At 68.8% G+C, this 21,405-nt stretch carries 20 protein-coding genes; 15 read left to right on the top strand and 5 right to left on the bottom strand.

Annotated features, from left to right (window positions below):
* Nucleotides 1–18 precede the first annotated feature (18 nt).
* The 13 genes from HWX39_RS06265 to infA all read left to right on the top strand — a co-directional run bounded on the left by HWX39_RS06265 (nt 19) and on the right by infA (nt 14,102).
* Nucleotides 19–1,089 (top strand): acyl-CoA dehydrogenase family protein, encoded by a 1,071-nt coding sequence (locus HWX39_RS06265; protein ID WP_175966213.1) that lies wholly within the window; start codon nt 19–21, stop codon nt 1,087–1,089.
* A complete protein-coding gene (locus HWX39_RS06260) occupies nt 1,086–2,237 on the top strand; it encodes an acetyl-CoA C-acetyltransferase (protein ID WP_175966211.1) in 1,152 nt (383 codons plus the stop codon). Before HWX39_RS06265 ends, HWX39_RS06260 begins: the two co-directional genes overlap by 4 nt.
* Nucleotides 2,238–2,270: 33 nt before the next feature.
* Complete coding sequence (locus tag HWX39_RS06255; RefSeq protein WP_175966208.1) at nt 2,271–3,149, top strand: SDR family oxidoreductase; 879 nt, start codon at nt 2,271–2,273, stop codon at nt 3,147–3,149.
* A gap of 3 nt (nt 3,150–3,152) precedes the next feature.
* Nucleotides 3,153–4,391, top strand: a complete 1,239-nt coding sequence (locus HWX39_RS06250; RefSeq protein ID WP_175966206.1) for an acyl-CoA dehydrogenase family protein — start codon at nt 3,153–3,155, stop codon at nt 4,389–4,391.
* Nucleotides 4,388–5,590 (top strand): acyl-CoA dehydrogenase family protein, encoded by a 1,203-nt coding sequence (locus tag HWX39_RS06245; protein WP_175966204.1) that lies wholly within the window; start codon nt 4,388–4,390, stop codon nt 5,588–5,590. Before HWX39_RS06250 ends, HWX39_RS06245 begins: the two co-directional genes overlap by 4 nt.
* On the top strand, nt 5,587–6,387 hold the full coding sequence (locus HWX39_RS06240; RefSeq protein ID WP_175966202.1) for an SDR family oxidoreductase: 801 nt from the start codon (nt 5,587–5,589) through the stop codon (nt 6,385–6,387). Before HWX39_RS06245 ends, HWX39_RS06240 begins: the two co-directional genes overlap by 4 nt.
* The gene (locus HWX39_RS06235; protein ID WP_175967604.1) at nt 6,387–6,872 is read left to right on the top strand and encodes a MaoC family dehydratase; all 486 of its coding nucleotides are present in this window, start codon (nt 6,387–6,389) and stop codon (nt 6,870–6,872) included. The genes HWX39_RS06240 and HWX39_RS06235 overlap by 1 nt, the downstream gene beginning before the upstream one ends.
* Before the next feature lie 18 nt (nt 6,873–6,890).
* Nucleotides 6,891–8,096, top strand: a complete 1,206-nt coding sequence (locus tag HWX39_RS06230; protein WP_175966200.1) for an acetyl-CoA C-acyltransferase — start codon at nt 6,891–6,893, stop codon at nt 8,094–8,096.
* A 150-nt stretch (nt 8,097–8,246) separates the two neighbouring features.
* Nucleotides 8,247–9,206, top strand: coding sequence for a sialidase (locus HWX39_RS06225; protein ID WP_175966198.1), 960 nt, complete (start codon nt 8,247–8,249; stop codon nt 9,204–9,206).
* A 55-nt stretch (nt 9,207–9,261) separates the two neighbouring features.
* A complete protein-coding gene (locus HWX39_RS06220; protein ID WP_175966196.1) occupies nt 9,262–11,727 on the top strand; it encodes an MMPL family transporter in 2,466 nt (821 codons plus the stop codon).
* Between the two features lie 66 nt (nt 11,728–11,793).
* The gene (locus HWX39_RS06215; protein WP_175966194.1) at nt 11,794–12,873 is read left to right on the top strand and encodes a Rieske 2Fe-2S domain-containing protein; all 1,080 of its coding nucleotides are present in this window, start codon (nt 11,794–11,796) and stop codon (nt 12,871–12,873) included.
* Between the two features lie 290 nt (nt 12,874–13,163).
* Nucleotides 13,164–13,367: a cold-shock protein gene (locus tag HWX39_RS36770; protein WP_006483056.1), complete on the top strand. Its 204-nt coding sequence runs from the start codon at nt 13,164–13,166 to the stop codon at nt 13,365–13,367.
* 471 nt (nt 13,368–13,838) lie between these two features.
* Nucleotides 13,839–14,102 (top strand): translation initiation factor IF-1, encoded by a 264-nt coding sequence (infA, locus tag HWX39_RS06205; protein WP_175966183.1) that lies wholly within the window; start codon nt 13,839–13,841, stop codon nt 14,100–14,102.
* Nucleotides 14,103–14,275: 173 nt separating this feature from the next.
* On the opposite strand, the gene HWX39_RS06200 is transcribed toward infA, so the two are convergent.
* Nucleotides 14,276–15,430: an alpha/beta hydrolase gene (locus HWX39_RS06200; RefSeq protein WP_244134929.1), complete on the bottom strand. Its 1,155-nt coding sequence runs from the start codon at nt 15,428–15,430 to the stop codon at nt 14,276–14,278.
* 72 nt (nt 15,431–15,502) lie between these two features.
* Here HWX39_RS06200 and HWX39_RS06195 point away from each other — a divergent pair, with 72 nt between their 5' ends.
* A complete protein-coding gene (locus tag HWX39_RS06195; RefSeq protein WP_175966181.1) occupies nt 15,503–16,750 on the top strand; it encodes an alkaline phosphatase family protein in 1,248 nt (415 codons plus the stop codon).
* A complete protein-coding gene (locus HWX39_RS06190; RefSeq protein WP_175966179.1) occupies nt 16,747–16,995 on the top strand; it encodes a hypothetical protein in 249 nt (82 codons plus the stop codon). The genes HWX39_RS06195 and HWX39_RS06190 overlap by 4 nt, the downstream gene beginning before the upstream one ends.
* 167 nt (nt 16,996–17,162) lie before the next feature.
* Here HWX39_RS06190 and dmpG read toward each other — a convergent pair whose 3' ends face one another.
* The 4 genes from dmpG to HWX39_RS06170 all read right to left on the bottom strand — a co-directional run bounded on the left by dmpG (nt 17,163) and on the right by HWX39_RS06170 (nt 21,395).
* On the bottom strand, nt 17,163–18,194 hold the full coding sequence (gene dmpG / locus HWX39_RS06185; RefSeq protein WP_175966177.1) for a 4-hydroxy-2-oxovalerate aldolase: 1,032 nt from the start codon (nt 18,192–18,194) through the stop codon (nt 17,163–17,165).
* Nucleotides 18,195–18,210: 16 nt separating this feature from the next.
* On the bottom strand, nt 18,211–19,110 hold the full coding sequence (locus HWX39_RS06180) for an acetaldehyde dehydrogenase (acetylating) (protein WP_175966175.1): 900 nt from the start codon (nt 19,108–19,110) through the stop codon (nt 18,211–18,213).
* Between the two features lie 10 nt (nt 19,111–19,120).
* Entirely contained in the window at nt 19,121–19,903 is a 783-nt protein-coding gene (gene dmpE, locus HWX39_RS06175) for a 2-oxopent-4-enoate hydratase (RefSeq protein WP_175966173.1), read from the bottom strand.
* Nucleotides 19,904–20,012: 109 nt separating this feature from the next.
* Nucleotides 20,013–21,395, bottom strand: coding sequence for a DUF1329 domain-containing protein (locus HWX39_RS06170; RefSeq protein WP_175966170.1), 1,383 nt, complete (start codon nt 21,393–21,395; stop codon nt 20,013–20,015).
* Between the last annotated feature and the right edge of the window lie 10 nt (nt 21,396–21,405).

Below are 21,405 nucleotides of genomic sequence, written 5' to 3'. Positions count from 1 at the left end.
TTACAGAACGGACATCGTATGGATTTCGTATTCGATGAAGACCAGGAAGCGCTCGCGGACAGCGTGAAGCGCCTGCTGATGACCGAGATGACGCCCGAGCTGATCCGCGAGCTCTGGGCCACGCCGACCGGTCGGTCGGACGACCTGTGGGCGCTGTTTGCGTCGCAGGGGCTGACCGCCGTGTCGGTGCCCGAGGCGCACCGCGGCCTCGGCCTGAGCGAAGCGGAATGGGCGCTGCTCGCGCAGACCTACGGCTATTTCGGCAGCCCCGAGCCGCTGCTCGACACGGCGCTCGTGTCGGCCGGCGTGCTCGCGCGGCTGCCGCCGAGCGGCTGGCGTGACGCGCTGCTGCGCGACATCGCCGAAGGGCGCGCGCGCGTGGCGCTCGTGCATCCGGTGAATCCGTACGCGGCCGACGTGCACGTCGCGCAGACGCTCCTTTGCGAACACCGTGGCGAGCTGCACCGTGTCGATCCCGCGCAGTGCGCGTGGCGCGCGGTCGACAGCGTCGACCCGTCGCGGCGGCTGTTCACGCTCGACTGGGAGCCGTCGGCCGCCACGCGCATCGCGAGCGCCGACGAAGCCGCGCCGCTGCTGGCGCGCGCGCTCGACCACGGCGCGTTCGCGGCCGCCGCGCAGCTGCTCGGCCTCACGCAGCGCGTGCTCGACGTCGCGATCGACTACAGCGCGCAGCGCAAGCAGTTCGGCAAGGCGATCGGTTCGTACCAGGCGCTCAAGCACCTGCTCGCCGATGTCGCGATCCGCTACGAGTTCGCGCGGCCGGTGGTCGCACGCGCCGCGCAGGCGATCGCCGACGATCACCCGCAGCGCGCGGTGTTCGTTTCGCACGCGAAGCTCGCGGCGACGTCGGCCGCGCAGCTTGCCGCGCGTCATTCGATGCAGGTGCACGGCGCGATCGGCTACACGTGGGAGCTCGACCTGCAGATCTTCATGAAGCGCATCTGGGCGCTCTCGGGCACCTGGGGCGACAGCGCGTTCCACAAGGCGCGCGTGGCCGACGCGATCCTCGGCGATGCGTTGCCGATCGGCCCCGCGCAGACCTTCGACCTCGAGGAGTTGAACGGATGAAACAAGCTTATATCGTCGACGCGCTGCGCACGCCGACCGGCCGCCGCAAGGGCGGGCTCGCGCACGTGCATGCGGCGGACCTCGGCGGCTTCGTGCTGAAGACGCTGGTCGCGCGCAACGCGATTCCCGCGGACGAATACGACGACGTGGTGTTCGGCTGCGTCGACACGATCGGCCCGCTCGCGGGCAACATCGCGCGCACCTGCTGGCTCGCGGCCGGGCTGCCGCTGCAGGTGCCCGGTGTGACGGTCGACCGTCAGTGCGGGTCGTCGCAGCAGGCCGTGCACTTCGCCGCGCAGGCCGTGATGAGCGGCGTGCAGGACGTGGTGGTGGCCGGCGGCGTGCAGACGATGACGCAGATCCCGATTTCGTCCGCGATGACCTGCGCGGCGCCGCTCGGCTTCAACGACCCGTTCTCGGGCAGCAACGGCTGGCGTGCGCGCTTCGGCGACGCGCCGGTGTCGCAATTCGTCGCCGCGCAGCGGATCGCCGATCACTGGAACCTGTCGCGCGACGCGATGGAGCGTTATGCGCTCGAAAGCCACCGCCGCGCGGTTGCGGCGATCGAGGCCGGGCATTTCAAGCGGGAAATCGTGCCGCTCGAAGGCGTGGTGCACGACGAGACGCCGCGCCCCGACACGTCGCTTGAAAAGATGGCGACGCTCGAACCGCTGACGCCGGGCGGCTCGCTGACGGCGGCCGTCGCGAGCCAGACCTGCGATGCGGCCGCCGCGCTGCTGATCGTGTCGGAGCAGGCGTTGAAGCGCTACGGGCTCACGCCGCGCGCGCGCATTCACCACCTGAGCGTGCTCGGTGACGATCCGCTGTGGATGCTGACCGCGCCGATCCCGGCGACGAAGGCCGCATTGAAGAAGAGCGGGCTCGACTGGGCGCAGATCGACGTCGTCGAGATGAACGAGGCGTTCGCGTCGGTCGCGCAGGCCTGGCTCGCCGACACGCGCTTCCCGCACGAAAAGACCAACCCGAACGGCGGCGGCATCGCGCTGGGCCATCCGCTCGGCGCGACCGGTGCGCGCCTGATGACGACGCTGCTGCACGAACTGGAACGCACGGGCGGCCGCTACGGGCTGCAGACGATGTGCGAAGGCGGCGGCCTCGCGAACGTCACGATCATCGAGCGCCTGTGAGCGCGTCACCTTCACGATCCACGAGGCACAAGCATGGGAATCTGTAACGGACGCACCGTCATCATCACCGGCGCGGGCGGCGGGCTCGGGCGCGAGTACGCCCTTGCGTTCGCGGCCGAAGGCGCGGCGGTCGTCGTCAACGACATCCGGCACGATGCCGCGCAAGCAGTCGTCGACGAAATCGCGCAACGCGGCGGCCGCGCGCTTGCGAATGCGGACGACATCACGCGCGTCGACACCGCGCAGCGGATCGTCGACGCGGCGCGCGAAGCGTTCGGCGACGTGCACGTGCTCGTCAACAACGCGGGCATTTGCCGGGACAAGATGTTCACGAGCATGACCGAAACCGACTGGGACGACGTGATGCGCGTGCACCTGCGCGGCCACTTCTGCCTGTCGAGCGTGCTGGCGCGGGTGTGGCGCGATGCGGCGAAGGCCGGCCGCGCGGTCGATGCGCGGATCGTCAACACGAGTTCGGGCGCCGGGCTGCAAGGCTCGATCGGCCAGTCGAACTACGGCGCGGCGAAGGCCGGGATCGCCGCGCTCACGCTGATGCAGGCGGCCGAGTTGCAGCCCTACGGGGTGCGCGTGAATGCGCTGGCGCCGGCCGCGCGCACGTCGATGACCGAAGGCGTGTTCGCCGACATGATGAAAAAGCCCGAGGACGGCGGCTTCGACTATTTCGATCCGGCCAACGTTGCGCCGCTGGTCGTGTGGCTCGGCAGCGCGCTGTCGGCCGATGTGACGGGCCAGGTGTTCGAGGTCGCGGGCGGGATGATCGCGGTCGCGGAAGGCTGGCGCACCGGCCCGCGCGCCGATCGCGGCGCACGCTGGGCAGCGGCCGAGGTTGGCCCGGCGGTGGCGAAGTTGCTTGCCGATGCGCGTCCCGCGCAGCGCGTGTACGGGAGCTGAGCCATGGATCTGGCGCTCACCGACGAACAGGCGATGATCCGCGATGCGGCAGCCGACGTGCTTGCGCAACGCAGCGCGTCCGCCGACGTGCGCCGCGCGCTCGCGCAGTCGGCCGGCCGCGACGATGCGCTGTGGGCCGCGCTCGCGGGGGAACTCGGCTGGAACGCGCTTGCGTTGCCCGAGGCGGCCGGCGGGCTGGGGCTCGGTGCGCTCGAGCAGACGGTGCTGATGGAGCAGCTCGGCCGGCGCGTCGCGTGCGTGCCGTATTTTTCGACCGCCTGCCTCGCGGCGACGGCGCTCGCAGTCTGCGCGGGCACGCCGCTGGCAAACGGCTGGCTCGGGAAGATTGCCGAAGGCGCGTGCAGCGCGACGCTGGCGCTGCCGTTCGACCTGCCGGCCGGTGCGTGGCAACTGCCGATCGTCGCGGAAGAAGCGGCGGGCGGTTATGCGCTGTCCGGCACGATCGAACAGGCGATCGACGGCGCGCGCGCCGACCTGCTGCTGGTGCCCGCGCGGATCGCGAACGAAGGGCAGTCGATCGGGTTGTTCGCGATCGACGTCGCAACGGCGTCTGGGCTCGACGTCACGCCGCTCGACACGCTCGACGCCACGCGGCCGATCGCGCGGATCGTGCTCGACGAAGCCCGCGTGAGCCGCGACGCGCTACTCGCGTGTGGCACCGCGGCGGCCCAGTTGCTGGAACGCACCGCGTGGTTCGCGGCGCTCGCGCTGGCCGCCGAACAACTCGGCGGCGCACAGCAATGCCTCGACCTGACGCTCGACTACACGAGCCAGCGCGTGCAGTTCGGCCGCGCGATCGCGTCGTTCCAGGCCGTCAAGCACCGCTGTGCCCAGATGATGGTGCTGATCGAAGCGGCGCGTTCGGCGGTGCTCGGCGCCGCGCATGCATGGGATGCGGAAGCCGCCAGCGTGCTGCCGGGCGACGCATTGCGCGCAGATATCGCCGCCGCGAAATCCGCCGCGAACGATGCGTATGCGTTCTGCGCACAGGAAGCGATCCAGTTGCACGGCGGCGTCGGCTTTACGTGGGAATACGACCCGCATCTCTATTTCAAGCGCGCACAGGCGTCGGGTGCCCAGTTCGGCAGCACGCCGCAACTGCTCGAATGGATCGCGTCCCATGCGATCGACGGCGGCGCCTCGCGTCGCGACGAAGCGTTCGCACCTCCCGCCGCCGCGGCATCTCGTCCATCGGCAGCACGCGCAGGAGCCCTCCAATGAACAGCGACACGCGCGAACAGCAATTGCGGCATGAAGTGGCCGACTGGGTGCGATCGCACCTGACCGGCGACTTCGCGTGCCTGAAATACCGCGGCGGCCCCGGCGACGAGGAAGCCTGGCCCGAGCTGCGCAAGGCGTGGGAGAAGGAACTGGCGAAGGGCGGCTGGACCGGCCTTGGCTGGCCGACGGACGCCGGCGGGCGCGGCTTCCCGGTCGCCGAGCAGGTGATCTTCCACGAGGAATACGCCCGTGCGGGCGGCCCCGGGCGGATGGGGCACATCGGCGAAGGGTTGCTCGGGCCGACGCTCGTCGCGTGCGGCACCGACGATCAGCGCGCGCGCTTCCTGCCCGGCATCCTGGCCGGCACGCAGTTCTGGTGCCAAGGTTATTCGGAGCCCGGCGCGGGCTCCGACCTGGCCAACGTGCGCACGCGCGCCGAACAGGATGCGGACGGCGCGTGGCGCGTATACGGCCAGAAGGTCTGGACGTCGCTCGCGCACGATTCCGACTGGATCTTCGTGCTGGCGCGCACGGATCCCGCGTCGAAGGGCAACAAGGGGCTGTCGTTCCTGCTGATGCCGCTCGACCAGCCGGGCATCGAGATCCGGCCGATCAAGCAGCTCAACGGCGGCGCGGAATTCAACGAAGTGTTTTTCGACGGCGCGCGTGCGGAAGCCCGCGACCTCGTCGGCGCGCCCGGCGACGGCTGGCGGATCGCGATGACGCTGCTCGGCTTCGAGCGCGGGATGTCGACGCTCGGCCAGCAGATGCAGTTCGTCCGCGAACTCGAATGGGTGATCGACGCCGCGCGCGAATCGGGCGCGGACCGCGACCCGGTGCTGCGCCAGCGGATCGGCCGCGCGTGGGCCGGGCTGCGCGTGATGCGCTACAACGCGCTGCGGATGCTGTCCGGGGCGGACGACGCCGCTGGCGGGGCCGCCGCGCCGCTGCGCCGCGAGGCGCTGATCTACAAGTATTTCTGGTCGAACTGGCACCGCGACCTCGGCCAGCTCGCGATGGATGCGCTTGGATCCCGCGCGAACGTGATCGATCCGGCCGACGAAAAGCTCACCCATCTGCAGCGCGTATTCCTGTTCTCCCGTGCGGACACGATCTACGCCGGCACCAACGAAATCCAGCTCAACATCATGGCCGAGCGCGGGCTCGGCATGCCCAGGGAGGCAAGAGGAACCGCATGACCGAACCCCAGATCCAGAAAGCGCCCGCCTACGTGCCGGGCCACCAGCTGCTCGCCGGCAAATCGGTGCTGATCACGGCCGCCGCCGGCGCCGGCATCGGCTTCGCGGCCGCGCGCCGCTGCGCGGAAGAAGGCTGCCGCGCGTTGTTCATCTCCGACATCCACGAAAAGCGGCTCGAGCAGGCGGTCGAGACGCTGCGCGCCGAAACGGGGCTGCAACAGGTCCACGGCCGCCTGTGCAACGTCGCGGTGGAGGCCGACGTGCAGGCGCTCGTCGCGCAAGCGCAGGACGCGCTCGACGGCGTCGACGTGCTGATCAACAACGCCGGGCTCGGCGGTTCGACCCGCATCGTCGATATGGACGATGCCGAATGGTCGCGCGTGATCGACATTAGCCTGACCGGGACGTTCCGGATGACGCGCGCGGTGCTGCCGCACATGCAGGCCCGAGGCCGCGGCGCGATCGTCAACAACGCATCGGTGCTCGGCTGGCGCGCGCAGGCGGAACAGGCGCATTACGCGGCCGCGAAGGCGGGCGTGATGGCGCTCACGCGCTGCGCGGCGCTCGAGGCGTCGCCGTACGGCGTGCGCATCAACGCGGTCGCACCGAGCATCGCGATGCACGATTTTCTGAAGAAGTCGGCCCCGGCCGACCTGCTGAATCAACTGGCGTCGCGCGAAGCCTTCGGGCGCGCCGCCGAAGTCTGGGAGGTCGCGAACGTGATGGTGTTCCTTGCAAGCGATTACGCGTCGTACATGACCGGCGAAGTGCTGTCGGTCAGCAGCCAGCACGCATGATGAGCACGCCCCTCGACCCCGTGCGCACGACGCCCCGCGTGTTCGCGCATCCCGGCGAACTCGCGGCGGCCGTCGGCGAGACGCTCGGCGCGAGCGCGTGGCTCGCGATCGACCAGCGCCGCATCGACGGCTTCGCCGATGCGACGGGCGACCACCAGTGGGTGCACGTCGACCCGGTGCGCGCGAAGGACGGCCCGTTCGGCGCGTGCATCGCGCACGGGTACCTGACCTTGTCGCTCGTCAATGCCTTCCTGCCTCAGATCGTGCGGATCGACGGCGCGCGGCTCGGCGTCAACTACGGCTGCGACAGGATCCGTTTCCCGTCGCCGGTGAAGGTCGGCGCGCGCGTGCGCGGCGTCGGCGAGCTGCTGCGCGTCGAGCCGCTCGAAGGCGGCGTGCAGGCATGGATTCGCGTGACCGTCGAGATCGAAGGCGAAGCGAAGCCCGGTTGCGTGGCCGACACGATCAGCCGTTACACCTTCTAGATTCGGAGCGCCACACACATGGAAGACGCAGTCATCGTTTCCGTCGCACGCACGCCGATCGGCAAGGCGTTTCGCGGCATGTTCAACGACACCGAGGCGCCGGCGCTGGGCGGCCACGTCGTGCGCGCGGCACTCGAACGCGCCGGCGTCGCGCCGGCCGACGTCGACGACGTGCTGATCGGCTGCGCCGCGCAGCAGGGCACGCAGGGCTACAACATCGGCCGCCTGTCGGCTGCTGCGGCCGGGCTGCCGGCGTCGGTGCCGGGCATGGCCATCGACCGCATGTGCTCGTCGGGTCTGATGTCGATCGCGAGCGCTGCGCGCAGCATCGGCGCGGGCGACGCGCGAATCGTCGTCGCGGGCGGCGTCGAGTCGATCTCGCTCACCCAGAACCAGCACAAGAACGCATATCGCGCGCGTTCTCAGGCCGTGCTCGACCATCAGCCGGCTGCGTACATGGCGATGATGGAAACGGCCGAGATCGTGTCGCGCCGCTACGGGATCTCGCGCGCCGCCCAGGATGCATTCGCGCTGCAGAGCCACCAGCGCACGGCCGACGCCCAGGCGGCCGGCCGCTTCGACGCGGAAATCGCGCCGCTCGACGTGCGGCGCGCGCTGTTCGACAAGGAAGGCAACCCGGCCGGTTACGAGGACGTGCACGCGGCGCGCGACGAAGGCGTGCGCGCCGACACGACGGCCGAGCGGCTCGCGGGGCTGAAGCCGTCGTGGAGCGGCGGCAAGGTCGTCGAGCAGGGCGAGTTCGTGACGGCCGGCAATGCGTCGCAGCTGTCGGACGGCGCGGCGGCCGTCGTCGTGATGTCGCGCAGCGAAGCGGCGCGCCGCGGCCTGACGCCGCTCGGCGCGTTCCGCGGCCTCGCGGTGGCCGGCTGCGAGCCGGACGAGATGGGCATCGGCCCGGTGTTCGCGATTCCGAAGCTGCTGGCGCGCGTCGGGATGACCGTCGGCGACATCGGGCTGTGGGAGTTGAACGAGGCCTTTGCGTGCCAGGCGCTGTACTGCCGCGACACGCTCGGCATTCCCGACGATCGGCTGAACGTGGATGGCGGGGCGATCGCGCTCGGCCATCCGTTCGGCATGTCGGGCACGCGGATGACGATGCACGCGCTGCTCGAAGGCGCGCGGCGCGGCGTGCGGCACGCGGTCGTGACGATGTGCATCGGCGGCGGGATGGGCGCCGCCGCGCTGTTCGAAGTCGGCGCGTAGCGGCACGCGGGCGGGCCGCGCCGCTCAAGCGGCCCTCCATTCAGGACCCTTCGAGGCCGCGGCAACGACCGACGGCCCGGAGACTGGCGGGCGAAGGTGGTGGGCGCCGTGGCGCGAACCGTCGTCGAACGCAGACACAGGAGACAAGCGATGAAACGAACTTTGCCCGGACTCGCGATATCGGCGCTGGTGCTCGGCGCCGCGCTGTTCGCGTTTTCGCCGCGCCCGCTGCCGGCGTTCCCGGTCACGGCGATCCACGCGGACCGGCTGCAGATCAACGGGCTCGCCCGGGCCGGCGCACGCATCGTCGCGGTCGGCGAACGCGGCGTGATCCTGCTGAGCGATGACGCGGGCGCCCGCTGGCGACCGGCATCGGTCACGCCCGACCAGGCATCGACACTCACGCAGGTGCGCTTCGTCACGCCGGCGCTCGGCATCGCGGTCGGCCACGACGGCCGGATCCTCCGCAGCGACGACGCCGGCATGCACTGGCGCGAAGTGCACATCGACCACGAGCATTCCGATCCGTTGCTGTCCGTGTGGGGCACGGCCGACGGCCCGCTGTTCGCGGCCGGCAGCTTCGGCCAGCTGCTGCGTTCGGACGATGCCGGCATCAACTGGCAGACCGTGAAGACCCCGGCCGGCGACCGCCACCTGAACGCGATCGTCGGCGACGGCCACGGCAACCTGCTGGTCGCGGGCGAGAGCGGCACGCTGCTGCGCTCGATCGGCAACGGCGCCACGTGGGACAAGCTGCCGTCACCGTACGCCGGCTCGCTGTTCGGTGCGCTGATGCTCGCGAACGGCGACTGGGTCGCGTACGGGATGCGCGGCAACGTGGTGCGCAGCACCGATCGCGGCGCGACCTGGACGCATGTCGACAGCCACGTGCCGGTGTCGTACTTCGGCGCGACCCAGCTCGCCGACGGTGAACTCGTGCTGGTGGGCCAGGGCGGCGCGATCGTCGCGTCGCGCGACGGCGGGCTGACCTTCGACGTGCGCAAGCTCGGCGGCGTGCAGAGCCTCGCGGCCGTGCTCGACATGGGCCACGGCGCGCTGCTGCTCGGCGGCGAAGCCGGCGTCGCGCCGCTCGCCGGCTCGCCGTCCTGACGCCCGGCCGTCCTGCTGCCTGCTCCCGTTCGTATCGCATCGACAAGAGAATTCCATGAACGACCTGTCACGCTCTCCTGAAGCCGTTCCCGCGTCGCGCCTCGCCGCGTTCGTCGAGCGCTGCGCCAACACGATCATCCGCCGGCGCCGGTTGCTGATGCTGCTGTGCGTTGCGGTAACGCTCGCGCTCGGGCTGTCCGCGACGCGCCTGAAGCTCGATCCCGGCTTCAACAAGATGATCCCGATGCAGCACCCGTACATGCAGGTGTTCGAGCGCTATGCGGGCGCGTTCCCCGGCGCGAACACGATCCTCGTGAGCCTGCGCTGGAGGGGCGACGGCGACATCTACAACCAGGCGTTCATGGACGCGCTGCGCCACGCGACCGACGACGTGTTCTTCATTCCCGGCGTGAACCGCTCGCGCGTGTTCTCGCTGTTCACGCCGAACGTCCACTACACCGAGGTGACCGAGGCCGGCTTTCGCGGCGACGTGGTCGTGCCGGGCCAGTTTTCGAGCGCGAACCCGGACGATCTCGCGAAAGTGCGCCGCAATGTCGCGCGTTCCGGGCAGATCGGCCGCCTCGTCGGCAACGACCTGAAGTCGGCGCTGATCCGCGCGGAGCTGCGCGAGACCGACCCGGCCACCGGCAAGCGGCTCGACTACAGCGCGGTCGCGCGCCAGCTCGAGGAGATCCGCGCGAAGTACGCGAAGCAGGGCATCGACGTGAACATCATCGGCTTCGCGAAGCTGGTGGGCGACGTCGAGAACGGCATCGCGGGCGTCGTGGCGTTCTTCGCGCTGGCCTTTCTCGTCACGGCCGCGCTGCTGTTCGCCTATACGCGCTCGCTGAAGACCACCGTGCTGGCGCTCGCCGTCGCGCTGCTGCCGGTCGTCTGGCTGCTCGGCGCGCTGCCGCTGCTCGGGCTCGGCATCGACCCGATGTCGATCCTCGTGCCGTTCCTGATCTTCTCGATCGGCGTGTCGCATGCGGTGCAGATGACCAACGCGTGGAAGCAGGCGCTGGTGCGCGGCGCATCGTCGGCGGAGGCCGCGCGCGACGCGTTTCGCAAGCTGTTCGTGCCGGGCACGGTCGCGCTGCTGACCAACGCGCTCGGCTTCATGGTGATCATGCGGATCAGGATCGACATCGTGCGCGAGCTGGGCATCACCGCGTGCCTCGGCGTGCTGCTGATGATCGTCACGAACAAGGTGTTCCTGCCGATCCTGCTGTCGTACACGCGCCTCGAGCGCGGCACGCTGGCGCGTGCACAGCGGATGGCGGCGGCCGGCGGCAGCCGGATGTGGTCGCGCTTCGCGGTGTTCGCGCGGCCGGCGCCGGCGCTCGGCGTGTTCGCGGTGGCGCTCGCGCTGCTCGCGTACGGCACGCTCGAATCGCGCAAGCTGGAGATCGGCGACATCGGCACCGGCGCGCCGGAACTGCGCGCGAACTCGCGCTACAACATCGACAACGCGGCGATCACGCACCAGTACAACATCGGCGTGGACGTGCTGTCGGTGATCGTCGAGACGACCGGTTTCGACGACGCGTGCCTGCATTACCCGGTGATGAGCGCGATCGAGAAGTTCGAGATGACCATGCGCGGCGTGGCCGGCGTGCAGTCGGTGACGAGCGTGTCGTCGCAGGGCAAGGTGTTCATCGCCGCGTTCAACGAAGGCAACCCGCGCTGGGCCGCGTTGCCGCGCTCCAGCGACGGGCTCACGCAGGGTTCCAGCGCGTTCGACCCCGACAACGGGATGAACACCGCGAACTGCAAGGCGATCCAGGTGCTGATCTACACGAAGAACCACGAAGGCACGACCCTCGCGCACATCGTCGACGAGATCAAGCGCTTCGCGGCCGGGAACCCGACACCGAACGTCGCGTTCCGGCTCGCGGGCGGCAATGTCGGCGTGATGGCCGCGACCAACGAGGCCGTCGGCGACGCGGAGATCGCGATGCTGCTGTCGATCTTCGGCGCGATCGCGCTGCTCTGCGCGGTCACGTTCCGCTCGTGGCGCGCGGTGTTGTGCATCGTCGTGCCGCTCACGCTGGTATCGATCCTGTGCAACGCGGTGATGGCGCGGCTCGGCATCGGGCTGAAGGTCGCGACGCTGCCGGTGATCACGCTCGGCGTCGGGGTCGGCGTCGACTACGGGATCTATCTGTACGAACGCCTGCAGCACGACCTCCGCCACGGCGCGACGCTGCCCGACGCATTCGCCGACGCGATGCGCCAGCGCGGCACGGCGGCGTTGTTCACGGCCGTCACGATGTTCATCGGCGTCGGCACCTGGGCGTTCTCCGCGCTGAAGTTCCAGGTCGACATGGGCGTGCTGCTCGCGTTCATGTTCCTCGTGAACCTGTTCGGCGCGGTGTTCCTGCTGCCCGCGCTGGCCGCGTGGCTCGGCGTGGAGCGTGCCGAGCGCCGCGCGCCGGCGGCGCAGCCCCGGCAGGCGCCGGCTGCCGCGCCGCCGCCTAAGCCGGCGCACGCACTCGAATCCGGCAATCCGGTGCGCTGAGCGCGCCCCTCATCACCCCGAGCGCGCGGCGGGCCGCCGCGCGCGTCCACCAGGAGACGACACACCATGTCCGCACGCCCCTACAAGATCGAAGCCCAGCCGCTCGTGCAGCGCTATGCGCGCGGCTGGCACTGCCTCGGGCTCGCCCGCGACTACAAGGACGGCAAGCCGCATACGCTGAACATCTTCGGCCGCAAGCTCGCCGCGTTCGCCGATTCGACCGGCAAGGTCAACATCGTCGACGCGTACTGCCCGCACATGGGCGCGGACCTGAGCCTCGGCACGGTCGACGGCGACACGCTCGTGTGCCCGTTCCACGGCTGGGCCTGGAACGGCGAAGGGCAGTGCGCATCGATCCCGTACTGCAAGCGGATCCCGCCGAAGGCGCGCATCGGCGCGTGGCCGACCTGCGAGGAAAACAACCTGCTGTTCGTGTGGAACGACCCGGAAGGCAACGCGCCGCCGGAGGCAGTCGCGATTCCGCGTCTCGACGTGTGTTTCTCCGACGAATGGTCGGACTGGGTCGTCGACAAGATGGTGATCCAGGCCAATTGCCGCGAGCTGGTCGACAACATCTCGGACGTCGCGCACTTCGCGACCGTGCACCGCGCGCCGATCGACTATTTCGCGAACCTGTTCGAGGATCACAAGGCGACGCAACTGATGGTCGGCCGCAGCGAGAAGCTCGGCGGCGACGCCCTGACCGCGCTGTCGACGTATTTCGGGCCGGCCGTGCACATCACGCAGATGACGGGGCAGAGCAACGGGCAGCCGATCCACTCGGTGCTGCTGAACTGCCATGTGCCGATCGACATGAACAGCTTCGAGCTGCGTTACGGCGTGATCGTGAAGAAGGTGGCCGGGCTGACCGACGCGCAGAACATGGAGATCGCGAACGCGTACGTGAAGGAAGCGCAGCGCGCGTTCTACGAGGACGTCGACATCTGGCACAGCAAGACGCGGATCGACAACCCGCTGCTGTGCGAAGGCGACGGGCCGCTGTACCAGATGCGCGACTGGTATTCGCAGTTCTACCTGGACGTGGCGGACGTGCGGCCGACGAGCGTCGCGCGCAAGGCGTTCGAGATGCGGATTCGCGAAGGCGCCGCGCCGCCGGCGCTGCATCACGTGTTCGAGCCGCGGTAAAAACCGGCGCGCCGGCCGAAAAAAAGGGGGACATCGAAATATGTGCCATCGGCCGGCAATGCCCGTCGCGCAAGGCGAACGGGGCGGGCGCGCTGGTGCGTCGCATCAAAATGACTTGACGAAGCGGCCACTACCGCGTAGTGTCCATGACCGAAGTGTCCAAGAAGTTCGATTGCTCATCATTGGCCGCACTCCGTGCGGCGGTCGTTGGTCTCTCCCTCTTTAGATTCTTTCTGTGCCCGTTGCGGGCGCATGTTCAATTATTCGTCATTTGTATTAAGGAAGTATTTGTGGATACCGGTACCGTCAAGTGGTTCAACGAAACCAAGGGCTTTGGTTTCATTTCCCCGGACAACGGCGGCGACGATCTGTTCGCCCATTTCTCTGAAATTCGCGGCACGGGCTTCAAGACCCTGGCCGAAGGCCAGAAGGTCAGCTTCGAAGTGAAGCGCGGCCCGAAGGGTCTGCAAGCGTCGAACATCACGCCGCAGTAAGCCGCATCGGCAGCGGCCGCCAAGCGGTGGCCGCCGCCGGACGGATTCGCGCGCAGGGCGCCGCTTCGGCGGCAGCCGGCGCGCTTCCGATGCGCACGACCGATGCATCGCGACATCCACGATGCATCGGTCGTGACGCCTCCCTCAACGCATGCGTGATCCGCGTGCGACGCAACGCCTTCGTGAAGCGCCCGCCGCTTCGCGAGCGCATCACCGCTTCAACGCATCAACCCGAGCAGACCGCCGCCATGCCGTAGTAGCCGGCGCGGTCCCGACTTGCGCGGCGCTCCATGCGCCGCCGCCACTGACCGCCCGAACGCCGCAACGCGCCGGGCTCCGATCGCAAGACAGGCCCTGGGCCCGTCTGAACGAACCGATCCCCGGCAGCCTGCCGGCCGCTGTCCCATTGCGGGTACGGCGCCGGGCAGATCGCCGCGGCTGCGGTCAATCACCTTGTCTGGAGGAATTGGTTTGGCAAAAGAAGAACTGCTGGAACTGGACGGAATCGTCGACGAAGTGCTGCCCGACAGCAAATACCGTGTCACGCTGGAAAACGGCGTCGTGGTCGGCGCGTACGCGTCGGGCCGCATGCGCAAGAACCACATCCGCATTCTCGCGGGCGATCGCGTGACGCTGGAACTGTCGATGTACGACCTGACCAAGGGCCGCATCAACTTCCGGCACAAGGACGCGAATTCGACGCGTCCGCAGCGCGCCGGCCAGCCGCGCCGTTAAGCGGCAACGATCGGCGCGGGCCCGCAGCACCGCTTCGTCGATCGAATCCCGTCCGGCCGACGAGGCTTGACGAACCAGGTGGGCGACACATCGCGTGCCGTTCACCGGCCACCCCGGCATCGTCATGCCGGGGCAGCCTACCGCCGTTACCGGCCGCCGCGCGTGCGCAACGCTCAAGCGGCCGCGTCCCGCAGGAAATCCTCGATGACCGTCGCGAAGTAGGGCGGGCATTCCTGCATCGGGTAATGCCCGCAATTCGGCATCGTCACGAGCCGCGCGTTCGGGTGCCAGGCCAGGAACGTCGCGCGCATCGCCGCTTCGTCGAGCCCCGGATCCTTGTCGCCGACGATCACCAGAAAGCGCGTGTCCAGCCCGCGGATGTCGTCGACGAAATCCGTTCCCGTCAGCATGTCGAGATACGCGAGCCGGCAAGCCGGCGCCACGCGCTCGCGGTTCTGCCGCAGCTTCAAGTCGGCCCAGCGCGCCGACAATCCCCCCGTCACGAAACGCATGAGCCGGCAAAACGCATCGTCGTTGACAGTCGTGCTCGCGAAGAAGGCGCGCGCGTCGTCGTTCAGGCGATTGCCGGCCGCCGACACCGGGCACACGGCGATCGCGCTCTTGATGCGCGACGGCGCGTCGGCGGCGATCCGTTGCGTTGCCATGCCGGTCATCGAATGGCCGATGATGTGAAAGCGCGGCCAACCGAGCCGGTCCGCGAGCGCGAGACAATCGGCCGCGATCTCGTCGACGGTGCAGGCGCCGTTCAGGTGGATGGATGCGCCGTAGCCGCGCAGGTCGACGAAGACGTAGGTGAAGGCGGTTTCGTCGAGATACGGCAATAGCGCCGCGTAGTTGGTCCGGTCGCCGAGCCAGTCGTGCATGACCAACACACGTTCGGGGCCGGTGCCGTGCTGCTGGTAGCCGAGGCCGTCGTGGTCGGCGTTCGGGCGGGAGGCGAGGGGGGCGACAGGGTTCATTTCAAGTGATTTCCGTTTGGTGGGTGAACCAAAACGAAACGCCCTCCGGGCGGACCGGGAGGGCGTCTTGAAAGTGCGTCGATCGTATCGGGCCGACCGGCGAAAGTCAACGTTCGGCGCACCATCCCGCCCGAAACGTCGATGCGCTGCGAAATTGATCCGGCGGACCCGGCGGTTGTCGTGCGACACCCGCGCCGCGATCGTCGACCCGATGTGCGTTACGCGGAAAAACCGCGTCGTCCGACAGCGGAACGCGCGCGCCGCAGCGCGGTTCGCGTACGGCTTTACGTGTGGGGCGGCGCGGTCGTACACTCGTCGGCAATTCGTGGCCCGCGCCTTGGCTTTCAATACCTTCAGCGGCTTTCAGCGGGCCAACGACCGTGCCAGCAGGACTTTCGTCGCGCGACGCCAGGAGGCGCCATGAGTGCAGACGCAGCCCCCGCATCCCCGTCGGTTCAGGACCGCATCCGGCACGTGTTCGTGCTGATGCTCGAGAACCGCTCCTTCGATCACCTGTTCGCGCTGTCGGGCTATCCCGACATCGTTGCCGCGTCACCGGGTAACAGCAATGCGTATGGCGACGCGGTCTACCCGTTCGGCGGCGGCGCGCCCGACCGGATGCCGACCGATCCGTGCCACGAATTCACCGACGTGCTCGAGCAGCTTTGCGGCGCGGGCGTGCCGTTCGTGAAAGGGCAGCCGTATCCGCCGGTCGGCAATACCGGGTTCGTGTCGAACTACGCGACGTCGCATTCCGAAGGCACGCCGCCGCAGCCGGCCGATGCGGGCAAGATCATGCAGGGCGTCAATATCGCGACGCAGGCGCCGTTGCTGTACGCGCTGGCGAACGCATTCGTGCTGTGCGACGCGTGGCACGCGTCGATGCCGGGGCCGACCTGGCCGAACCGGTTCTTCCTGCACGGGGCGTCGTCGGCCGGGCTCGACCATTCGCCGACCAAGGAAGAAATGGCCGGGTGGGACGTGTTCGGCGGCTTTCCCTATCCGAAGGGTTCGATCTTCGCCGCGCTCGGCGACGACAACTGGCGCATCTACCAGGACCAGACGGGCGACCCGCTCGGCCACGTGCCGCAGGTCGCGTCGCTGAAGGGCATCAGCTTCTTCGACATCGACGACCTCGCGCATTTCGAGGCCGATCTCGCGGCCGGCTATACGGCGCGCTATACGTTCATCGAGCCCGGCTACGGCGACATCGTGCACGGTACCTACCAGAACGGCAGTTCGCAGCACCCGATGGATGGCCTGGCCGGTGGCGACCAGCTCGCCGCGCGCGTGTACGACGCGATCCGCAATTCGCCGGTGTGGAACAGCAGCCTGCTCGTGATCTGCTACGACGAGCATGGCGGCTTCTACGATTCGGTCAGGCCGGGCGCCGCGCCGCCGCCGAACGATGGCGCGGCGGCGACGTTGAACGCGAGCGGCTTCGGGTTCGACGTATACGGCGTGCGGGTGCCGGCGATCGTGATTTCGCCGTGGGTCGCGGCCGGGCAGGTCGACCATACGCCGTACGACCATGCGTCGGTCGCCGCGACGCTCGAGCGGCTGTTCGGCCTCGCGCCGCTGACGGACCGCGACCGTCTCGCGAACGACCTGCTGGCGCTCGTCACCACGACCTGCCGCACCGACTGCCCGCAAAGGATCGGATCATGAGTACCACACCGGCCCCCGACCCGCGCGATGCGCTGCCCGTGCGCGACGGCACGAGCCTGATCGCGTTCCTGCACATCCTGAAGAAAGCGCATGCGGCGCTGGTCGGCCATGACAAGGCCCATCAGCGCTTCAGCGAGATCGTGACGCGCGGGCAGGCGCGGCAATACATCGAGGAGCTGATGCCGTCGCTGCTGCAGGCGCGTGCGGAACATCGGCGGCGCCGGCATGGCGGGAAGCATCGTTGACGGATATGGCTGCGCGAGGTCGGGGCGTTTGAGGGCGGTGTCCTGGTGAAAGAGGCCGCGACGCGTCACGCGGCCTGCCGGGCGCGCAGCGCGCCTACCCCTGTCAAAAGAAAACGGGGCGAGCGCCCTGTTCACACAGCTTCCGGATGGAAGACGGCCGGATGCGATTACGCCGCCACCGACCGCGCCCGCACCATCGTCAGCGCCGCGTCCTCGATCATGTCCTCCTGCCCGCCGACGAGCCGTTGCCGGCCCAGCTCGACGAGGATGTCGCGCGCGGGAATCCCGTACTTCGCTTCCGCGCGCTTCGCGAACAGCAGGAACGACGAGTAGACGCCCGCATAACCGAGCGTCAGCGCGTCGCGGTCGAGGCGGATCGGCGCATCCATGATCGGCACGACGAGATCCTCGGCGACATCCGAGATCGCGAACACGTCGACGCCCGTCTCGATCCCCATCCGGTCGCATACCGCGACGAACACTTCCATCGGCGTGTTGCCCGCGCCGGCGCCGAGGCCGGCCGCGGCCGCGTCGATCCGGTTCGCGCCGGCAGCGACGGCCGCGACCGAGTTCGCGACGCCCATCGCGAGGTTGTGGTGGCCGTGGAAACCGAGTTCCGTCTCCGGCTTCAGCGCGTCGCGCACCTGGGCGATCCGTGCGGTCACATCGTCGGGCAGCATGTGGCCGGCCGAGTCGGTGATGTAGATGCAGTTCGCGCCGTACGATTCCATCCGCTTCGCCTGCACGACGAGCTGCCCGGGCGACGACATGTGCGCCATCATCAGGAATCCGACCGTATCGAGCCCGAGCGTGCGCGCGAGGCCGATGTGCTGCTCCGACACGTCGGCCTCGGTGCAGTGCGTCGCGACGCGGATCGTGCCGACGCCGAGCGCGTGCGCCATGCGCAGGTGCTCGACGGTGCCGATGCCGGGCAGCAGCAGCGCCGACACCTTCGCCTGCTTCAGCTCCGGAATCACGGCGCTCAGGTACGCCTCGTCGGTATGCGCGGGAAACCCGTAGTTGACCGATGCGCCGCCGAGCCCGTCGCCGTGCGTGACCTCGATCAGCGGCACGCCGGCCGCGTCGAGCCCGCGCGCGATGTCGCGCATCTGGTCGAGCGTGATCTGGTGGCGCTTCGGGTGCATCCCGTCGCGCAGCGACATGTCGTGGACGGTGATCTTCTTGCCTGCAAGTGACATCGCGTGGCTCCTCAACTCAAGCGGTGGCGGCCGTCGCGGCCAGCATCTGTTCGGCGAAACGCTCGGCCGTGGCGGCCGCGGCGGCGGTCATGATGTCGAGGTTGCCCGCGTACTTCGGCAGGTAATCGCCGAGCCCCTCGACTTCCATGAACACCGACACGCGATTTCCGTCGAACACGGGGCCGTTCTTCAGCGTGTAGCCGGGCACGTAGCGCTGTACTTCCTTGACCATCGCATGCACGGATGCCGTGATCGCCTCGACGTCGGGCGGCCCGTCGGTCAGGCAGTGGATCGTGTCGCGCATGATCAGCGGCGGCTCGGCCGGGTTGATCACGATGATCGCCTTGCCCTGGCGCGCGCCGCCGACCTGTTCGATCGCGCCGGACGTCGTGCGCGTGAATTCGTCGATGTTCTTGCGCGTGCCGGGGCCGACCGAGCGCGACGACACGGTCGCGACGATCTCGCCGTATGCCACCGGCTGCACGCGCGACACCGCATACACCATCGGGATCGTCGCCTGGCCGCCGCAGGTCACCATGTTCACGTTCATCTGCGCGCTGTCGAGATGCGCGTCGAGGTTGACCGGCGGCACGCAGTACGGGCCGATCGCGGCGGGCGTCAGGTCGATCATTTTCACGCCGAGCGCGGTGAGCTTGTCGGAGTTGTCGCGGTGCACGTAGGCCGACGTCGCGTCGAACGCGATGCGGATGTCGTCGGCGGCCACGTGCGGCATCAGCCCGTCGACGCCTTGGTCGGTGGTCTTCAGGCCGAATTCGCGCGCCCGTGCGAGACCATCGGATGCAGGATCGACGCCGACCATCCACACGGGTTCGAGCACCGGCGAGCGGCGCAGCTTGTAGAGCAGGTCGGTGCCGATGTTGCCGGGCCCGATCAGTGCGCATTGGATTTTCTTCATCAGGGTTCCTTTAGATAAAGCGGACGTCGCAGCCGCCGATGCCCGAGATCTGCATCGACAGTGCGTCGCCGGCCGTGACCGGAATCAGTTTCGCGAGCGAGCCGGACAGCACGATCTCGCCGGCAAGCAGCGGCACGTCGTAGGCGGCGAGCGTGTTCGCAAGCCACGCGACCGCGTCGGCAGGGTTGCCGAGTGCGGCGTCTCCGCGCCCTTGCGCGACGCGCTCGCCGTTTTTGTCGATCGTCATTTCGCACGCCGCGAGATCGAGCGTGCGCGGATCGACGTGCGCGTCGCCGAGCACGTACACGCCGCACGACGCGTTGTCGGCGACGGTGTCCTCGATGCGGATCGCCCAGTCGCGGATGCGCGAATCGACGATCTCGAAGCAGGGCGCGACGGCGGCCGTCGCGGCGATCACGTCGGTGCGGTCGATGCCGGGGCCGCGCAGGTCGCGCGCGAGGATGAACGCGATCTCGCCCTCGGCACGCGGCGCGATCAGCGAATCGGCGACGATCGCTTCACCGGCCGCGTAGTGCATGCCGGACAGCAGGATGCCGAAATCGGGCTGGCGCACGTTCAGCATGTCCTGCACGGCCTGGCTCGTCACGCCGATCTTCTTGCCGACCACGGTCTCGCCGTGTTCGACGCGGCGTTCGATGAAGCGCTGCTGGATGCGGTAGGCATCGTCGAGCGACAGGCGGCGCGGGCGGCTCGACAGCGGTGCGACCGGCGCACGCGCGTGCCACGCGGCGTACAGCTCGTCGCCGAGCGTCGTATGCAGGCGGGAAGACATGAAAGGGCCCTCGAATCTCGAATGGAACAGGCAGCCGCCACGGGCGGCGCCGGGCGCCGGAGCGTGGCGCCGGCGCGTGGGGTGCGTACATGCCGCGCCAGCAGGTTGATTAGTTTCCCGAACTGCGGATCGCGTCCGGCGAGAAGTACGCCTCGTTGAACTGCGGGCTGTTGTCGAGCTTCGGCATCGGGCCTTCGTTCGTCAGGCGGTCGGCCATGTACGCGCCGGAGATCAGGTCGTGGTAGAACACGACGCCCGGGTAGAACACCTTCGCGTCATACGCGTACAGCGTCGTCGCGACGTTGGTGCGCCACAGCTGGCCGCGTGCGTCGTAGTTGTCGGCGAGCAGCGTCATCCACGAATCCTCGTCGATGTAGAGCACGCGCTTCGCATACTGGTGACGGTAGTTGCTCTTCAGCGTCGCCTGCAGCACCCACACGCGATGCAGTTCGTAGCGGATGGCCGACGGGTTCTCGTGGCCCTTGGTCAGCAGGTCGGCGTACTTCACCGAGCTGTCCATCGCCTTGTAGTTGTCGTACGGCACGTAGATCTCGCGCTTGCCGACGATCTTCCAGTCATAGCGGTCGCCGGGGCCGTTGTACAGGCGGTCGTCGTCGACGGTGCGGAAGCCGCCCGGGCCTTGCGGCTGGTCGTAGCCGTACTCGGGCGCCTGGCGCACGCGGCGTGTGCCGGGGTTGTACATCCACGTGCGCGACGAGTTGTCCGCGCCGGCCTTGTCCCAGTTCGTGAAGCCGACGATCAGCGAGCCGCGATCGGACAACGGCAGCTCCGTCGCGTTGCGGTAGTACGTGCGGTTGTTCAGGTCGTTCTTCACGTCGAACTTGCCGGAATTGCGCGGCGAGTAGATGTCGTAGCGCACCTTGCCCCACGCGATGTTGCCGTCCGAGTACACGACCGCCTGGTCGTAGGTCGCCTGCTCGGCGCCGATCGCCGACGAGAAGCGCTGGTTCCACAGCAGCTCGGCAGCGGTCTTCGGGATCGGGTACGGCACCGTGGGCGGCGCGTTCGTGAGGCCGTTCGCGTCGGACGTCATCGTCGAATCCGGCGCGTACGTGCGGATGTCCTTGTACACGGAATCCGCGTAACGGAAGTCGCGATGGCTTGGGTAGACGTTGATCTTGAACGTGGCCGGGTAGCGCTTGAACATCGCCTTCTGGCCGTCGGTCAGGTGCTCGGCGTACTGCGCCATGTTTTCCGCGGTGATCGTCGCGATCGGCTTGTCGCTCGCGAACGGATCGGGGTAGCGGCTGCCGCGCTTGTACTGCACGTCCGGCGGCGTGCCGAGCCACTTGCCCGACCACTCCGGCACGCCGCTGTCCTTGCTCGCGGCGCGCACCGCGCCCATCGGCGTCAGCGGGCCGTCGAGCGCCTTCAGGTCGTCCGGCGTGACCTTCGGGAACGACGCCGTCGCGACGACCGCGCACGCGGCCATCACCGACGCGCGCAGGAGGGGGAGATGAATGCGTTTCATATCGATCCTC

Source organism: Burkholderia sp. BCC0322 (genome assembly GCF_902833045.1).
GTDB lineage: Bacteria > Pseudomonadota > Gammaproteobacteria > Burkholderiales > Burkholderiaceae > Burkholderia.
Note: the sequence above shows the minus strand (reverse complement) of the source record. Positions and strands in the feature narration are given on the sequence as shown.

What these genes read in the sequence shown, in the direction of transcription:
- HWX39_RS06180 (WP_175966175.1), bottom strand. Translation starts at nt 19,110, where the DNA reads ATGAAGAAAATCCAATGCGCACTGATCGGGCCCGGCAACATCGGCACC.
- HWX39_RS06245 (WP_175966204.1), top strand. Translation starts at nt 4,388, where the DNA reads ATGAACAGCGACACGCGCGAACAGCAATTGCGGCATGAAGTGGCCGAC.
- HWX39_RS06235 (WP_175967604.1), top strand. Translation starts at nt 6,387, where the DNA reads ATGAGCACGCCCCTCGACCCCGTGCGCACGACGCCCCGCGTGTTCGCG.
- HWX39_RS06220 (WP_175966196.1), top strand. Translation starts at nt 9,262, where the DNA reads ATGAACGACCTGTCACGCTCTCCTGAAGCCGTTCCCGCGTCGCGCCTC.
- dmpE (WP_175966173.1), bottom strand. Translation starts at nt 19,903, where the DNA reads ATGTCTTCCCGCCTGCATACGACGCTCGGCGACGAGCTGTACGCCGCG.
- HWX39_RS06255 (WP_175966208.1), top strand. Translation starts at nt 2,271, where the DNA reads ATGGGAATCTGTAACGGACGCACCGTCATCATCACCGGCGCGGGCGGC.
- HWX39_RS06190 (WP_175966179.1), top strand. Translation starts at nt 16,747, where the DNA reads ATGAGTACCACACCGGCCCCCGACCCGCGCGATGCGCTGCCCGTGCGC.
- HWX39_RS06240 (WP_175966202.1), top strand. Translation starts at nt 5,587, where the DNA reads ATGACCGAACCCCAGATCCAGAAAGCGCCCGCCTACGTGCCGGGCCAC.
- HWX39_RS06195 (WP_175966181.1), top strand. Translation starts at nt 15,503, where the DNA reads ATGAGTGCAGACGCAGCCCCCGCATCCCCGTCGGTTCAGGACCGCATC.
- HWX39_RS06170 (WP_175966170.1), bottom strand. Translation starts at nt 21,395, where the DNA reads ATGAAACGCATTCATCTCCCCCTCCTGCGCGCGTCGGTGATGGCCGCG.
- HWX39_RS06260 (WP_175966211.1), top strand. Translation starts at nt 1,086, where the DNA reads ATGAAACAAGCTTATATCGTCGACGCGCTGCGCACGCCGACCGGCCGC.
- dmpG (WP_175966177.1), bottom strand. Translation starts at nt 18,194, where the DNA reads ATGTCACTTGCAGGCAAGAAGATCACCGTCCACGACATGTCGCTGCGC.
- HWX39_RS06250 (WP_175966206.1), top strand. Translation starts at nt 3,153, where the DNA reads ATGGATCTGGCGCTCACCGACGAACAGGCGATGATCCGCGATGCGGCA.
- HWX39_RS06215 (WP_175966194.1), top strand. Translation starts at nt 11,794, where the DNA reads ATGTCCGCACGCCCCTACAAGATCGAAGCCCAGCCGCTCGTGCAGCGC.
- HWX39_RS06230 (WP_175966200.1), top strand. Translation starts at nt 6,891, where the DNA reads ATGGAAGACGCAGTCATCGTTTCCGTCGCACGCACGCCGATCGGCAAG.
- HWX39_RS06225 (WP_175966198.1), top strand. Translation starts at nt 8,247, where the DNA reads ATGAAACGAACTTTGCCCGGACTCGCGATATCGGCGCTGGTGCTCGGC.
- HWX39_RS06265 (WP_175966213.1), top strand. Translation starts at nt 19, where the DNA reads ATGGATTTCGTATTCGATGAAGACCAGGAAGCGCTCGCGGACAGCGTG.